Origin of the sequence: Exiguobacterium sp. BMC-KP (genome assembly GCF_001275385.1) — a bacterium.
In the GTDB taxonomy this organism is placed as follows: domain Bacteria; phylum Bacillota; class Bacilli; order Exiguobacteriales; family Exiguobacteriaceae; genus Exiguobacterium_A.
The window spans coordinates 145510-159790 of the sequence record NZ_LGIW01000013.1; the positions used below are offsets into that span (position 1 = coordinate 145510).

Annotated in this window: 14 protein-coding genes and 1 tRNA gene; 6 read left to right on the top strand and 9 right to left on the bottom strand. The window is 43.7% G+C overall.

Annotated features, from left to right (window positions below; all coding sequences use genetic code 11):
- Positions 1-15: 15 nt before the first annotated feature.
- Genes ADM98_RS03580 through ADM98_RS03590 form a run of 3 tightly spaced genes read right to left on the bottom strand, consistent with a single transcriptional unit; the run spans position 16 to position 2599 of the window.
- Positions 16-582 carry a histidine phosphatase family protein gene (locus ADM98_RS03580; protein ID WP_053452294.1) on the bottom strand — a complete coding sequence of 189 codons (567 nt, stop codon included), beginning with the start codon at positions 580-582 and terminating at the stop codon, positions 16-18.
- An 18-nt stretch (positions 583-600) separates the two neighbouring features.
- Positions 601-1248: a response regulator transcription factor gene (locus ADM98_RS03585; protein ID WP_053452295.1), complete on the bottom strand. Its 648-nt coding sequence runs from the start codon at positions 1246-1248 to the stop codon at positions 601-603.
- 1 nt (position 1249) lies between these two features.
- Positions 1250-2599, bottom strand: a complete 1350-nt coding sequence (locus ADM98_RS03590; RefSeq protein ID WP_053452296.1) for a sensor histidine kinase — start codon at positions 2597-2599, stop codon at positions 1250-1252.
- A gap of 147 nt (positions 2600-2746) precedes the next feature.
- Here ADM98_RS03590 and ADM98_RS03595 point away from each other — a divergent pair, with 147 nt between their 5' ends.
- Positions 2747-3301, top strand: coding sequence for a YdhK family protein (locus tag ADM98_RS03595; RefSeq protein WP_053452297.1), 555 nt, complete (start codon positions 2747-2749; stop codon positions 3299-3301).
- Positions 3302-3347: 46 nt separating this feature from the next.
- On the opposite strand, the gene ADM98_RS03600 is transcribed toward ADM98_RS03595, so the two are convergent.
- Positions 3348-3420: transfer RNA gene (locus tag ADM98_RS03600), tRNA-Val, on the bottom strand.
- Positions 3421-3580: 160 nt separating this feature from the next.
- A complete protein-coding gene (locus tag ADM98_RS03605) occupies positions 3581-4207 on the bottom strand; it encodes a nitroreductase family protein (RefSeq protein ID WP_053452298.1) in 627 nt (208 codons plus the stop codon).
- A gap of 185 nt (positions 4208-4392) precedes the next feature.
- Between ADM98_RS03605 and yhfH the strand changes: the two genes are divergently transcribed.
- From yhfH to ADM98_RS03620, 4 genes are all read left to right on the top strand, one after another.
- Positions 4393-4539 carry a protein YhfH gene (gene yhfH / locus ADM98_RS17105; RefSeq protein ID WP_082318487.1) on the top strand — a complete coding sequence of 49 codons (147 nt, stop codon included), beginning with the start codon at positions 4393-4395 and terminating at the stop codon, positions 4537-4539.
- A gap of 192 nt (positions 4540-4731) precedes the next feature.
- A complete protein-coding gene (locus ADM98_RS03610; RefSeq protein ID WP_053452299.1) occupies positions 4732-5577 on the top strand; it encodes a polysaccharide deacetylase family protein in 846 nt (281 codons plus the stop codon).
- Between the two features lie 15 nt (positions 5578-5592).
- A complete protein-coding gene (locus ADM98_RS03615) occupies positions 5593-6234 on the top strand; it encodes a YkyA family protein (RefSeq protein WP_053452300.1) in 642 nt (213 codons plus the stop codon).
- 100 nt (positions 6235-6334) lie between these two features.
- The gene (locus tag ADM98_RS03620) at positions 6335-7237 is read left to right on the top strand and encodes an EamA family transporter (protein ID WP_053452301.1); all 903 of its coding nucleotides are present in this window, start codon (positions 6335-6337) and stop codon (positions 7235-7237) included.
- Between the two features lie 23 nt (positions 7238-7260).
- Here the strand turns inward: ADM98_RS03620 and nagE are convergent, their stop codons facing one another.
- From nagE to ADM98_RS03635, 3 genes are all read right to left on the bottom strand, one after another.
- Entirely contained in the window at positions 7261-8769 is a 1509-nt protein-coding gene (gene nagE / locus ADM98_RS03625) for an N-acetylglucosamine-specific PTS transporter subunit IIBC (protein ID WP_053452302.1), read from the bottom strand.
- A 207-nt stretch (positions 8770-8976) separates the two neighbouring features.
- On the bottom strand, positions 8977-9174 hold the full coding sequence (locus ADM98_RS03630; protein WP_053452303.1) for a CsbD family protein: 198 nt from the start codon (positions 9172-9174) through the stop codon (positions 8977-8979).
- Positions 9175-9328: 154 nt separating this feature from the next.
- Positions 9329-10531: an ornithine--oxo-acid transaminase gene (locus ADM98_RS03635; RefSeq protein WP_053452304.1), complete on the bottom strand. Its 1203-nt coding sequence runs from the start codon at positions 10529-10531 to the stop codon at positions 9329-9331.
- A 186-nt stretch (positions 10532-10717) separates the two neighbouring features.
- On the opposite strand from ADM98_RS03635, the gene ADM98_RS03640 reads away from it, so the two are divergent.
- On the top strand, positions 10718-12745 hold the full coding sequence (locus ADM98_RS03640; protein WP_053452305.1) for a sensor domain-containing protein: 2028 nt from the start codon (positions 10718-10720) through the stop codon (positions 12743-12745).
- Positions 12746-12801: 56 nt separating this feature from the next.
- Here ADM98_RS03640 and ADM98_RS03645 read toward each other — a convergent pair whose 3' ends face one another.
- Positions 12802-14199: a basic amino acid/polyamine antiporter gene (locus ADM98_RS03645; protein ID WP_200904882.1), complete on the bottom strand. Its 1398-nt coding sequence runs from the start codon at positions 14197-14199 to the stop codon at positions 12802-12804.
- Between the last annotated feature and the right edge of the window lie 82 nt (positions 14200-14281).

Genomic DNA, 14281 nt, shown 5'->3' on the forward strand with positions numbered 1-14281 from the left:
AGTTCCATCTCTTTTTCACTTCGTATTATTCCAAAGTGGTACGACGCGAATACTCACTTCAACCCCTGATTCTACCTCCATTCGGCACACGGCCGGCATCGGTAAAGACTTCCAAAACGTGTAATCAAAAGTTGAGTCAAATGTCTCTAAGAGCAACACCATGATATTGCCATGTGTACCAAAGACCAACGTCTCTTCCGGATACTTCTTCACCAGTTCGTCGATGAATTGCCGAATTCGCAGCGCCCCTTCTTCATTCGTCTCGCCACCGTACGGATTTACGTTCGGATGTTTCCATACATACGTGACGGCTTCTTGAAAATCATCCAGTTCCCCTGGCGCTAACAACCGCTCTCGTAACGCTTCTTCCTCGATGATCGATCTTTGACGATCCATAGCAAGCGGCGCAATCGTCTCGATCGCGCGTAGATACGGACTGCTGTAGAACCGGTCAATCGGTATCCCTTGAAACGTCTCAAGTAGACGTTTTGCATCTGCTTGTCCTTTGTCAGAAAGTGGACGTGTCCGTTCCTCTGGTGAGTACGTCGAATGGGCGTGCCTTACAAAATAGAGTGTCGTCATGGTTGAAGCTCCCCCTTATTATTGCATCCAGCGGTAGCCGATGCCGCGAACCGTTTCAAGATGTTGTTCGATCGGAAAATCGGCAACACGCAATTTTTCTCTTAAATGTCTAATATGCGAGTCAATCGTTCGTTCTTCGACAGACGCTTCCACTCCCCATAGCAATGTCGTTAATTGATCGCGTGTCCATATGCGTCTTGGCGAATCCAGAAAAACGCCTAACAACTCGAATTCTGTTTTCGTCAACGAAATTGTTTGTTGTAAGTAGCTACAACGATATCCTTTCCGATCATAGGATAGACCATCATATCGTTGCTGCAATAAAACTTCCATCCGTCCAATCAGTTCCCCTTCTTGAATCGGTTTTGATACGTAATCATTCGCCCCGACTTCTCGCGTCCGGATGATGTCCTCTCGCTGATTTCGTGCCGTTACCATTAAAATCGGAACGTTAGAATGTTCTCGAATGAGACGGCAACATGTCCAACCGTCCATCTCTGGCATCATGACATCGAGTAAAATCAGATCGAATATATTTTGACGACAGAGATCAAACGCTTGTTGCGCAGAATCCACAAGCTGACACGTATATCCATACGGTTGAATGTATAATTTCAGTAGTTCAAGCATTCTCGGTTCATCATCTACGATTAATACATGCGGCATTTTATTTCTCCTTCCACTGCAGTGTAACTTGTGTTCCTTGTCCAAGTTGACTCTTGATGATCAACTCTGCTCCATGTGCCTGCGCAATGGCTTCAACGATCGATAGTCCAATACCTGTTCCTCCATGCTTTCGAGAACGAGACGCTTCCGTTCGATAGAGTCGTTTCGTTACATGAGGCAAGGATTCTGCAGCTATCCCTTCTCCTGTATCTTCGATTTGAATGAAAGCACCTGCTTCATTGACACCATAACGAACGATGATTTTCCCAGACGAAGTATGTCGACGCGCATTTTCGATGATATTCATGATCATCTGACGTAGCTGCTGCGCATCACCCATCACTTGTAATCGCTCACCTTCTATCTCGAGCAAAATATTTTCTTGTTCGATGTCCTTACGCACTAACCGGATCACCTGATGAATCAAATCTTCGATATCGATTGGCTTTCGTTCCATCGTAAAAGCATTGGCATCAATCCGCGCTAGCCAAAATAATTGTTCGATCCACTCATTCATTTGCTGACTTTCTTCTCGAATGATTGTGATGTAGCGTTGTTGTTCATCCGGCGTCAACGTTTGACGTTCGAGAATGTCCGCGTAGCCCTTAATATATGTTAAAGGAGTTCGTAATTCGTGGGATACGCTTGTTAAAAATTCGGAGCGTTCCCGATTCAAAAAATCGAGATCCTGTTTTAATTGTTGAATGGAACGCGCCAATTGTCCCAGTTCATCTTGCCGATCAATCGGCAACTCTCCTCCTTCTCCATCCAAGAGACGCGCCGTCGCGTCTTCCATCTGAATCAACGGACGTGAAATAAGACGGGTCGTCCAAATACTTGCTGCACCTGCTAATAAAAGTGCCAGTAGACCGACTTGGAAAAATTGCTGTTTCAAAGGATCAAGAACGTGATCCACTATTTTTTTAGAAGCGAACATAAACACATGACCACGATGTTCTCCCTCAATGGTAATCGGACTGTCCGTCATTAAAAAATTTCGCATCGTTACGACTTTACCTTGTTGACGATAATCAAAATCTGTATGTTCTAATACACTTTTCATTTCACGCGTTAAAAGACGTGACGCTTCAAGTTGTTTCCCACTCGCATCTGTGATGACTACCGTAAACGACGAGTTTGCTTCCATCATGTTGACATGTTGCATCGTTGCTTGATTATACGAATCGACAAGTACATCACGATGTGTATTTCCGCGGTTCAGCAACCCATCGACTACTTCTTGTGTCCGCGTTTGAGATAACTGATAATACAATGTTCCGAACAGCACACTGCCGCAAATTAAAAATGCCGCAAGAACGATTCCTCCGACCGAGTATGAAATACGACGCATGATGTTTCCTCCTTTTCCTCTCTCATTTAGTATAGCGAAGAAAAGCGTCATGAACGCAGGCGGGCAAAACTGTCACCTCGTCTGCACACGATTTGCACAAATGCTGGGTATAGTAAAAAAGACTTGAGATTTCAGGAGGAATGAAGGATGAAAAAATCATGGACGTTAACAGCTCTCGCTCTTAGTTCCACGCTTTGGCTCGGTGCTTGTGGATCCGATTCAAGTAATGATGGAAGTACGGGTAATTCACATGACATGTCTCACGGAGATATGATGCATTCAAGTGACGGAAAACTACCATCCGGTTTAAAAGAAGCAAGTACTCCGACTTATCCGAAAGGAAGTGACGTCACGTTGACGACGGATCATATGGACGGTATGAACGGAGCAAAAGCAACCATTGCTGGAGCTTACGATACTGTTGTGTATGCAATCAGTTACAAACCAACCGATGGTGGGAAAACAGTGAAAAATCACAAATGGGTCATTCAAGAAGAACTTGATCCAGTACCAACTAAGCCATTACAAGTTGGTGATGAAACAACCGTCAAATCAGATCATATGAAAGGCATGGATGGTGCGAAAGCAACGATTGATGAAGTAAAAGAGACGACAGTCTACATGGTAGACTATACACCGACTGATGGTGGTGATCCGGTCAAGAATCATAAATGGGTCACAGAAGATGAGTTGAAGAAGTAATAAAAAAAGCCCGCTTTTCCATTAAAGGAAAAGCGGGCTTTCGGTATGATTCTGACTGGGCTCGAACCAGCGACCTCTACCCTGTCAAGGTAGCGCTCTCCCAGCTGAGCTACAGAATCATGTTTGCAGTACGTTATGTACTTGCTAGGACATGTATTAATATATCAAGAAACTAAAAGGCTGACAAGTGTTTTTCGAAAAAAAAAAAAAAAGAAAAAAAGAAAAAAAGAAAAAAAGAAAATGGAGGAATCAAACCCCGCTTCCTCCATTTTGAATGACTTATAGGAATGTTGAGACTTGATCGATTGGTAAGCGTAACGCTGGACGTTTTTTCGCATCTTCGACCGCTTTACCTACAGCAATCAACATGACTGGTACGTACCGTGATTCTGTGATAAACGTTTCCGCAAAACGCTGATGATCGAATCCACCCATTGCGAGTGTTGATAATCCACGCGCTTCTGCAGCAAGCATCAACTGCATCGCAGCAAGGCTCGCATTCGACATCGCTGCATCGCGCCCGTATGCTTCGCTTTGGTAAGCACCCTCTACTTGCGCCTTGATTGAATCGAATAAATCCTCTGTCATACCGCCTGCTTCTACTGCTGGACCATAGACTGGATTATAGTTTCGATTCGCTTGAACGTCTCCCAAAATCGCGATGACTACTGAAGCTGAAGTAATAGCTGGCTGATTATAAGCAATCGGCGCAAGTTGTTGTTTTGCTTCTTCTGAATGGAAAACGGTAAAGTGCCAGTGTTGTAGATTCCAAGCACTCGGCGCTGCTGTCGTCCATTCTAATAGTTCTTCTACTTCCTGTTTTGAAAGTTTGAACGTTTCGTCGTAATGACGAACAGAACGTCGTTCAGTTAAGACACGCATTGTATCAAGTGTTGCTTGTGTCATGTATGAATCCCCCTTATCATTATCAGATTACTTAGGTATCGTAGCATGTCTCTTTTTTATTGTCCTGTATCAATACTCGACATTTATAAACTGTTATAAAACAATGATTGACATTAACAAACTGTACTAATACAATAAAAATAAGAAAATTGTCATTGCGTTTTATTTTGAAGGAGGAAAAACACATGGAACAGCCCCTTTATCAAGAAGCATCTGCTGAGTTTTATCGTGAACTTCCCGTAAAGACGTGTGCCCATTGCGGAAAAGAAATGGATGAGCAATGTGAATCCTATCAAACGGAATGCAGTGAATGCGCTGTAACAGAACACTAAAAATACTCGAGACAATCACTTATCAAAGTGGTTGTTTTTTTATTTTAGACAGACTATTTCTAATTAAATTGATATTTTTTAGAAAAATCGATTTTCGTCATCTTTTTGTCATCTGTTTGTTACAAACGAAACAGTCAAAATGTTACATTATCTGTATATGATATTTTTTGACAAAAGGAGCGACAGACAACGATGGATCCATTTACCTCAAGCCACGCTAGCGAACTCGGTCCACGACCGCGTACAAAAAAAAGAAAGTTTCTTCCACGGTTTTTCTTACTTCTCACACTCATCTTTCTTGGAGTTGGAGGATATGTTGCGTACCGATACGTTTTTGCACTTGATCAAAAATCGACCACTGCGGGTCAATCCATCACCGAAGTTCCTGTCGTCAGTATGGAAAAAGCACGTGTGGAAAAATGGAATGGTGTGACGAAAAAAGTCGCCTATTTGACGTTTGAGGATGGTCCATCTGCTTTAACGCCGGATTTACTTCGAACATTAGATCAACTTCATACCCGCGCCACTTTCTTTTATCTCGGAACACAGGTAGATGCTTTCCCGAAAGAAGTCAAAGCTGCTGCTAAAGCTGGTCACTACATCGGATTACATGGTGAAACACATGATTACGATACATTGTACGAAAAAGGTAAGTATGTCTCAGAGATGCAAAGTGTTCAGAACAAGATTCATGCATTGACACAATTAACACCTCATTTGACACGACCACCCTACGGTTCAACACCTGGCATTACGAAAAAGATGGCATCTGACATTCATGTATCAGACTTCCGTGTGTGGGACTGGTCAATCGATTCAATGGATTGGTATTACAAAGATAGTGCAAAAGAAGTAGCGAATACGGTCATTCGACGAGCAGAGCGCCCGTTCGAAATCATTCTCTTGCATGAACAACCACAAGCTATCAAAGCACTTCCGGCCATCGTTGCAGGACTTCAGAAAAAAGGATATCAGTTTGCAATTTATGATGAAGATTTCCACATTCCGTACAACTTCGCGCAATACTCGAATTTATAAGGAGTTACTATTCAGATGAAAAAATCACTCTTAGCGTTGCTGTTTCTATCAAGCTTCGGACTTGTTGCCTGCTCTAACGATTCACGAGCTTCTCTTCATGAAAAGCTAGAACAACAAGTGAAAGATGAGGAAAAAGCATTTACGCTAGCCGATCAACGTGCTCGTAAGGACGAAATTTCAGTTAATACGTACCAAGCCGTTCTTGATGCAGGGGCTGAAGAAATCAAACGCTCCCAAAATGAACGGGAGGAACTAGACGCCTTAAATGATGAACGTCTTGCCTTATTGAACCAAGAAGAAACGATACGTAAAGAAATATACACCGAACTCGACCTTGAAGAACTTAAGGATGTTGTCAGTAAGCTTGATGGAAAAGCAAAAACAGAAGGAACTGCGTTAATAGCAATCATTAAGGCGCGTCAGCAGACATTTCAAACGTTCTCGAAAACGTATCGTCAAGCGATGGACGCCGAAAAGAAAGTGCTTTCACACTTGACGAAAAAACCGGATTTCGTTAAGATTGATGAGTCAACGGCGGATTTAAATCGTTTAACACGGAAAGCTACCGCGTCTTTAAAGAAGTGGAACACGCTGACTGTTCAGTACAACCAAACGAAAACCCGACTGTATCGTTTGCTCGACACATCAACTCAATAAATCACACAGGTTGCAACCAAACCCTGTCCAAAAAACCTGGACAAGGCCCTGTTGCAACCTTTTTTGTGTGGTTTTTATTAAAAATGGAGGGAATTTATTCATGCATCGTTCAAAAGCAACCTTATTCGTTCTGATTGGCGCTATCAGTTATGGTGTCCTCTCAACGATCGTCAAACTCGCTTATGCCGCTGGATTTAACTCAGCAGCCGTTTCAGGTAGTCAATTTTTCTTCGGCTGGCTCATGATTTTCGGACTTGCCTTATTCACGAAAAACCTTCGTCTTGATATCAAGACAGCTGGTCTGCTCATGCTAATCGGTATCTCAAGTGGTACAACCGGTTATCTGTACTATCAAAGTCTTCAGACCGTATCCGCATCCGTTGCGATCATTCTCTTATTCCAATTCACTTGGATTGGTGTCATCATCGACGCTCTCGCATTCAAACGTTTACCATCTCGCGCACACTTCCTGTCCGCGATTCTACTGATTGGCGGAGCAATTCTTGCGAGTGCTGCTTACTCGAGCCCCCTCGACCTACGCGGAACGTTGTTTGGTCTTGGAGCGGCTGTTAGTTTCTCGATTTTCCTACTCGCTAGTGGACGCATTGCCAACCATCTCCCCGTCATAAAGAAGAGTTTTTATATGATGACAGGTGGTCTTGCTTTCGTCATGATCATGTACCCACCGACGACGTTCTTATCTTCTACGAATTTCGAAAACGGTCTTCTTCTATATGCGATCCCGCTCGGTCTATTCGCCTTGATTTTGCCACCACTCTTATTTGCCGCTGGTGCGCCTCATCTGTCTCCAGCAAGCGTCTCTTTGCTCGGAGCAGCAGAATTGCCAACAGCTGTCATCTGTTCCGTGTTAATTTTAGGTGAACATCTGATGAGCTCTCAATGGATTGGGATCGTCATCATCTTGATTGGAATCTTTTATCCGATCTATCGCTCGAGCAAAACAGCACCTGTTGTGAACGTACAGCAAAACGACCTTTCCTGAGCTCAGGAGAGGTCGTTTTTTCTTTACTTCTGTCGTTTCATCGCATCCGCAACGAATTCGACATCCGTACCAATAATGATTTGAACACTTGTTGCCCCCATCTTCATGACACCTTTCGCTCCAGCCGCTTTAATCGCTGCTTCGTCAATGATGCTTGGATCTTTGACTTGTAAACGTAAGCGTGTCGCACAATTGTCAATCGATGTGACATTTTCTGTTCCTTGTAATCCAGCAAAAATCTGAGCAGCTTGTTGCTCATATTTATCGTCTGAATCCGTCAGAACGACTCCCGTGTCTGTGACGAGCGATTCATCTTCACGACCTGGTGTCTTCAAATCGAATTTCGTGATCATGAAGTAGAACAGGAAGTAATAGACGACCGCGAACGCGAGACCAACCGGAATGATAAGCAATGGTTTTTTTGCAATACCGAAATTCAAGGCATAATCGATAAAACCAGCTGAGAAGGAGAAGCCGTGTAAAATACCGAGCAAGTTAACGATTGCCATCGATAGACCTGTCAATACAGCATGGATGACATATAAAACAGGTGACAAGAACATGAACGAGAACTCGATTGGTTCCGTGATTCCTGTCAGGAAGGACGTGAGTCCAAGACCAATCATCGCTCCGGCAACCGCTTTTCGATTTTCTTTACGCGCAGCCATGACGATCGCGAAGGCTGCAGCAGGTAACGCAAACATCATGATTGGGAAGAAACCAGCTTGATAAATTCCTGCCGTCGGATCTCCAGCGAAGAAGCGCGCAATGTCTCCGTTCGCAACTGTACCATCTGCTTTTTCATATGAACCGAAGACAAACCAGAAAATATTATTCAAGACGTGGTGTAATCCAACAGGAATCAAGAGACGGTTAAAGAATCCAAACAAAGCAGCGCCTCCTGCACCAAGACCAACCATCCATTCACCAGCACCATTGATGCCTTGCTCGATGAACGGCCAAACATAACCAAAGATGAAAGCAAGCACGAGCATGACTGCTGATGTAATGATCGGAACGAAACGACGACCACCGAAGAAGGCTAACCAATCCGGTAACTTAATGTTATAGAACCGATTATATAGAAGCCCTGCGACGATACCTGCAATGATTCCGCCGAATACCGCCATATTAACGGTCGAACCGAGTGTCGCCTGATTCGCAATCGAACCAAGTGTCGCTCCGTCGACCTTGGTCGAGGAATCATTGACAATCGCAGCGATTGCATCATACTTCGCCTGAATCTGTGCACTCGAATAATCCTTGTTCATCGAGTCGACACCATTCTTTAAGACAAGATACCCAATGGCTCCCGCAAGACCCGCTGCCCCACTTGCATCAATCGATAGACCGATTGCGACACCGATGGCAAATATTAATGGAAGGTTATCAAAAATAGCCCCTCCTGCTGCTACCATCAACGGAATATCCAGCATATCCGCTGAACCTAATCGGAGCACGATTCCCGCAGCCGGCAATACTGCGATTGGTAGCATCAAGGCTTTACCAATTCGTTGTAGAAACTGCAACATACCTTTCACCCTTTCCTGAATAAACGATAATGACAGAACAATGTAAACGCTTTTACGTTTTTTATTATTCCACATAAACAACTAAATGACTAGACCTTTATACAAATTATTTTTATCTTTTTAGTTGATACAAAATTTCATTATAGCAGACACTAAAAACCGGACTAGAATAATTATCTAGTCCGGTCTTATTTATTTAGAACAATCTTAACGACGGTTTGTATCTTCAAAATTCTGTTGGACGTTTCCGACTGTTTTCTTCGCGTCACCTTTTAGTTGATCTTTTTTACCTTCGCGCTCTGTCGATTTATCACCTGTCGCTTTACCGAGTGCTTCTTTTGCTTTACCGGCTACTTTATCGACGATACCATCCACTTTTTTATTGAGACCACTGTTGTTTGACATACTCATTACCCCCATTTAAAAGTTTTTTTTGCGATAGTTGTATGTTCCCTTGTTACTGATTTTCAAACGTTTCTTCAATTAAAATCGACACTTCTCCAAACAAAAACAACAGTGAACGGACTGTCCACTGTTGTTCAATCGAAATCTATCCTAATTACTGAGCGACGGATACACCTAATACTTGTTCAATCCGTTCGAATGCCCAATCCAACTCTTCTTTTGTGATGACGAGAGGTGGTGCAAAACGAATGACTGTCTCGTGCGTCTCTTTACAAAGCAATCCTTTTTCTTTCAACGCTTCACAATATGGTCGCGCTGCTTCTGTCAATTCAACACCAATGAATAATCCGCGACCACGTACTTCTTTAATCATCGGGTTGTTGATTTGTTTCAATTTGTCCATGAAGTACGTACCGAGTTCGAGTGAACGTTCCGGTAGCTTTTCCTCTTCTAACACTTCAAGTGAAGCAATCGAGACGGCACATGCGAGTGGATTACCGCCAAACGTCGACCCGTGTGATCCTGGATTAAAGACAGAAAGGACATCTTTATTTGCAGCAACACATGAAATCGGGAATACGCCACCACCGAGTGCTTTACCGAGAATATACATATCTGGTGTTACTTCATCCCAGTCAGATGCAAACCATTTACCAGAACGACCAAGTCCAGACTGGATCTCATCAGATACAAGAAGTACGTTTTGCGTACGACACACTTCTTGCGCGTCTTTTAAGAAACCATCGTAAGGAATTAAAATCCCCGCTTCTCCTTGAATCGGTTCAAGGATAAAGGCTGCTGTATTTTCAGTGATCGCTTGTTTTAACGCATCGAGATCTCCGTACGGAATCGTCTTGATTCCAGGAAGGAGCGGACCAAATCCCCGTTGATATTCTGCTTCTGTCGACATCGAGACGGCTGTCATCGTCCGACCATGGAAGTTTCCTTCACAAACGATGATTTCAGCATCCCCCGGAATTTGTTTCACTTCATATGCCCAACGACGCGCTGCTTTAACTGCTGTCTCGACTGCTTCTGCACCCGTGTTCATCGGTAGCACCATATCTTTTCCAGTCAATTGCGCTACTTTTTCATAGAAAAAGCCCAGTTGATCATTGTGGAAGGCACGTGACGTCAATGTAATCTTATCTGCCTGACGTTTTAGTGCCTCGATAATCTTCGGATGACGATGCCCTTGGTTAACCGCTGAATAGGCACTCAGCATATCCATATAACGGCGTCCTTCAGGATCCGTGACAAAGACACCTTCTGCTTCTGAGATGACGATCGGGAGTGGATGGTAGTTATGTGCTCCGAACTGTTCTGTCTGTTGAATGATTTTCTCTGTTTGATTCATCGAGATTCCCCCTCATAACTCTTTAGAAAACGCTTTCAATATTATTATAGCAGATTCTTTCACAGAATCTTCATCTAAAAAATGTCTTATCGAAAGGATTCTAGTGCGTAAGAATTGAATATATTGGGAATAGACAAGACAAGTGAACCGTCATCTCTTTTCATCATAAAGGAGCGTGCGCACGTAATGGACCGTTCGACCATTGATTCCTACGAAGTCGTCATTCAAGAATTTCCTTTACCCGCTTTCATACTCAATACTGATTTGACCATCCGCTCTTGGAATGAGCTTGCCGAAAATCATTGGGGCTGGACACAACAAGAAGTCGTTGGTCAGACTGTTCCACTTCTGGAACGGGAAGACATGGCATTTAGCCAACAGATTTGGCATGCCTTCTTGGAACGCCGTCAATCCGTCCAATTACCGAATGCCTCCTTATTGCATAAAACTGGTACTTCTGTAACGTCAACACTTCTTTTATCCCCTTTGCTTGATGATACAGGAACCGTTATCGCTGCTTTCGCCTGCTGTATCCCTTCGGCTGAGCAGCAAACAAACATGAAACCACTTTTTCAAGGATTGATGGATTTGCGTCATGCATTCGATCAGATCGCTTCTGTCGCTGTCTTCGACGCACGAGGGACGATCACGTACGTCAATGATCAGCTCATCGATGTGACGGGCTATTGTTCTGAGATGCTTCTTAATCAACCTTGGTCTCTTATTTTAGATTCATCTAGTCCTGTTGTTACAGAGATTCGGACACAACTGCGCGAACGCAAAGCTTGGTCTGGTCGCCTTAGTCTCACTTCACAAACAGGCGAACGAAAACATCTACAAGCGACTTTGCTTCCAATCTACGATGCAAACAGGATTCGCTTCCAACATCTGTTCATTGGGAATGACATTACGGAAACAACTGCCCTTGAAGAAGAACTTGATTTTTTAGTGCATCATCACGAGATGACACATCTATTGAATAAACGAGGATTTTTGCGTGAAGGTGAAGCATTATTCCAATCTGCTGCTTCGCATGATCCGATTGCACTCATTTTGTTCGATATCGATCGCTTTAAAGTCATCAACGACTCGTTTGGCACACACGTCGGTGATCAACTTCTTCAAGCAATGGCAACTCGTCTTTTACAACATACGACAGATGTACTTGCTTTTCACCCGACGAGTGATCTTTTCGGTGTCTTATTACCTGCACCATCGAGCAACCTACTTTTCCAGTATGCTCGAAAATTACAACAAGCATTGCAACGCCCTTACTACATCAATGGTCACTCGCTCATCGTTTCTTGTACATTCGGCATTACCGTCTATCCATCCGAAGCGAAAACGCTTGAGGACTTATATCGCCGTTCGGAAATGGCTCTGTATGCAGGGAAATCAATTGGTACTGGAACGATTCAGTATTTAACGCATGAGATGGATGCACAATTTACACGAAAAATCCAACTCGAGCGTTCCCTCTTCACCGCACTCGAAGATCAATCTCTTTACCTTGCTTATCAACCAATCATTGAACTTCAAACACAAGTCGTTAAAGGCTTCGAAGCCTTATTACGCTGGAATCACACGGCGCTTGGAAGTATTCCACCAGACGAATTCATCCCACTCGCTGAAGAAGCCTCATTGATCACACCAATCAACAACTGGGTCATCATTGAAGCATGTGAGCAGCTCGCGAAATGGCAACAGACGATCAATCCTGAACTGACGATGGCAATCAATATCTCACCGCATCAGTTCCAAAGTGACTCCTTCATTCGTACGTTGCAGCACATCGTAACAGAACGACTCATTTCCCCATCTTCGATTACGTTAGAGATGACAGAAAACATTGCGATTCTTCAGACGCAACGAACGGTCGAACGCATGCACCTCATTAAGTCGCTCGGTTTCCGCTTATCGATTGATGATTTCGGAACCGGTTATTCTTCTTTACAGTATCTTAGTGCTTTTCCAATCGATGAATTAAAAATCGATAAAGTCTTTATTGATGGATTGGCAACAAATGATCATGCCTTGCTGGATTCCATCATTCAACTCGGTCACAATCTAGAATTGAATCTCGTTGCTGAAGGAGTCGAGACTGAACACGCGTTAGCTTATCTAAAAACGACATCTTGTCAGTACATGCAAGGATTTATTTTCTCTGAACCCCTTTCCGTACAAGATATAGAAACGCGATTCTTAAAACCTTAATCAAAAAGGAAGTCACGGTAGATTAAAACCACCGTGACTTCCTTTTCGTAACATTTTTATAATTGAATCTCTCCTACGACCATTCCATAAACAGCTACTCCAGCTAATACAACAAGAATCATGCTCGCAATCCATTCATACCGTGACATACCCGTCCGTTGCTGTTCTCGTTCTGCTAGTGCATAAGCAAGAATTCCTGGCGCATAGACTAATGCTGCAATGACGATATACCAGATTCCCGATGCATAGACGAGCCAGATGGAATACGCCGATGCAATGATAGAGAAGAGCAACATTTTTCGATTGCGTTCTTCTCGCGATGTTCGAATGCTGTACAACGCTGATAACAAGTACGGTAACAATGCACAAATCCCCGCGATACTCGATAGGACAAGATACGTTTGTGCTGAGAAGAGTGCGATACCTGCAACAACTTGTGTCGCGATTTGTGTAATCAGTAATGCGCCGACTGGTGCTCCTTTACGGTTCGTCTTAGCGAATGCTTTCGGGAACGCACCGTCTTTTGCAACAAGGTATGAAATCTCAGATGCTAAAATCGTCCATCCAAGAAGGGCTCCAGATAGTGAGATGATCAAACCAATCATGATGATTGTCGCTCCAACTGGTCCAATCGCCGCCTCTAGTACATATGCCATCGTTGGTTCTTTCAGTCCAGCCAGTTTTTCTTGGCTAAGGACGCCAAGTGATAAGACCGAAATAAGGATGTAGATGACTAAAACCCCAACGAGCCCTGTTACTGTCGCCTTACCGACATCACTCCGATTTTTAGCACGACTCGATAAAACGACTGCTCCTTCGATGCCGACGAAAGCCCAAAGTGTGACGAGCATCGTTCCTTTGACTTGGTCGAAAATCGAACCAAGTTCTGTTCCCTCTCCCCAAATATCTAAATTGAACGTCTTTACATTAAAGGCGATCCCAACAAGAAGAATGAAAATCAAGATTGGAACGAGCTTCGCGATCGTCGTAATCAGATTGACGAGCGTCGCTTCCTTAATCCCACTCGAGACAAGCCAGAATAATCCCCATATGACGACTATACTCATGAGGAGCAGGAAGATCCGATTTTCTGCTGCGAAAATCGGGAAGAAATAACTAATCGCGTTAAATACGAGCGTGATATTCGCAACTGTTCCGATCCAGGCTGATACCCAGTATCCCCAGGCACTGTTGAAGCCGACAAAACGTCCGAATCCTTCACGTGCGTATGCGTAAATCCCGCCTTCAAGCTCCGGTTTACTGTTTGCGAGGTGCTGGAAGACTAATGCGAGCATAATCATCCCAATCCCTGTGATACTCCATCCGATGAGGATAGGTCCTGCACTTGCACTTTGGGCCATTGCACCAGGAAGGTTAAAGGCACCTCCACCGACCATTGAACCGATGACCATTGCAGCAAGCGCAAAGAAGCCGATTTTTTGCTGATTCATGATGAGACACTTCCTTTTTTCGTATATCTATTACATCTTACGTATATTCATTCGAAAGACACAAAAGTCATTATAACAAATCACC

Excerpts from the sequence above, each read along its gene's own strand:
- ADM98_RS03580 (WP_053452294.1), bottom strand. The coding sequence starts at position 582 with ATGACGACACTCTATTTTGTAAGGCACGCCCATTCGACGTACTCACCA.
- ADM98_RS03590 (WP_053452296.1), bottom strand. The coding sequence starts at position 2,599 with ATGCGTCGTATTTCATACTCGGTCGGAGGAATCGTTCTTGCGGCATTT.
- ADM98_RS03585 (WP_053452295.1), bottom strand. The coding sequence starts at position 1,248 with ATGCCGCATGTATTAATCGTAGATGATGAACCGAGAATGCTTGAACTA.
- ADM98_RS03635 (WP_053452304.1), bottom strand. The coding sequence starts at position 10,531 with ATGAATCAAACAGAGAAAATCATTCAACAGACAGAACAGTTCGGAGCA.
- ADM98_RS03615 (WP_053452300.1), top strand. The coding sequence starts at position 5,593 with ATGAAAAAATCACTCTTAGCGTTGCTGTTTCTATCAAGCTTCGGACTT.
- yhfH (WP_082318487.1), top strand. The coding sequence starts at position 4,393 with ATGGAACAGCCCCTTTATCAAGAAGCATCTGCTGAGTTTTATCGTGAA.
- ADM98_RS03630 (WP_053452303.1), bottom strand. The coding sequence starts at position 9,174 with ATGTCAAACAACAGTGGTCTCAATAAAAAAGTGGATGGTATCGTCGAT.
- ADM98_RS03610 (WP_053452299.1), top strand. The coding sequence starts at position 4,732 with ATGGATCCATTTACCTCAAGCCACGCTAGCGAACTCGGTCCACGACCG.
- ADM98_RS03595 (WP_053452297.1), top strand. The coding sequence starts at position 2,747 with ATGAAAAAATCATGGACGTTAACAGCTCTCGCTCTTAGTTCCACGCTT.
- ADM98_RS03640 (WP_053452305.1), top strand. The coding sequence starts at position 10,718 with ATGGACCGTTCGACCATTGATTCCTACGAAGTCGTCATTCAAGAATTT.
- nagE (WP_053452302.1), bottom strand. The coding sequence starts at position 8,769 with ATGTTGCAGTTTCTACAACGAATTGGTAAAGCCTTGATGCTACCAATC.
- ADM98_RS03605 (WP_053452298.1), bottom strand. The coding sequence starts at position 4,207 with ATGACACAAGCAACACTTGATACAATGCGTGTCTTAACTGAACGACGT.
- ADM98_RS03620 (WP_053452301.1), top strand. The coding sequence starts at position 6,335 with ATGCATCGTTCAAAAGCAACCTTATTCGTTCTGATTGGCGCTATCAGT.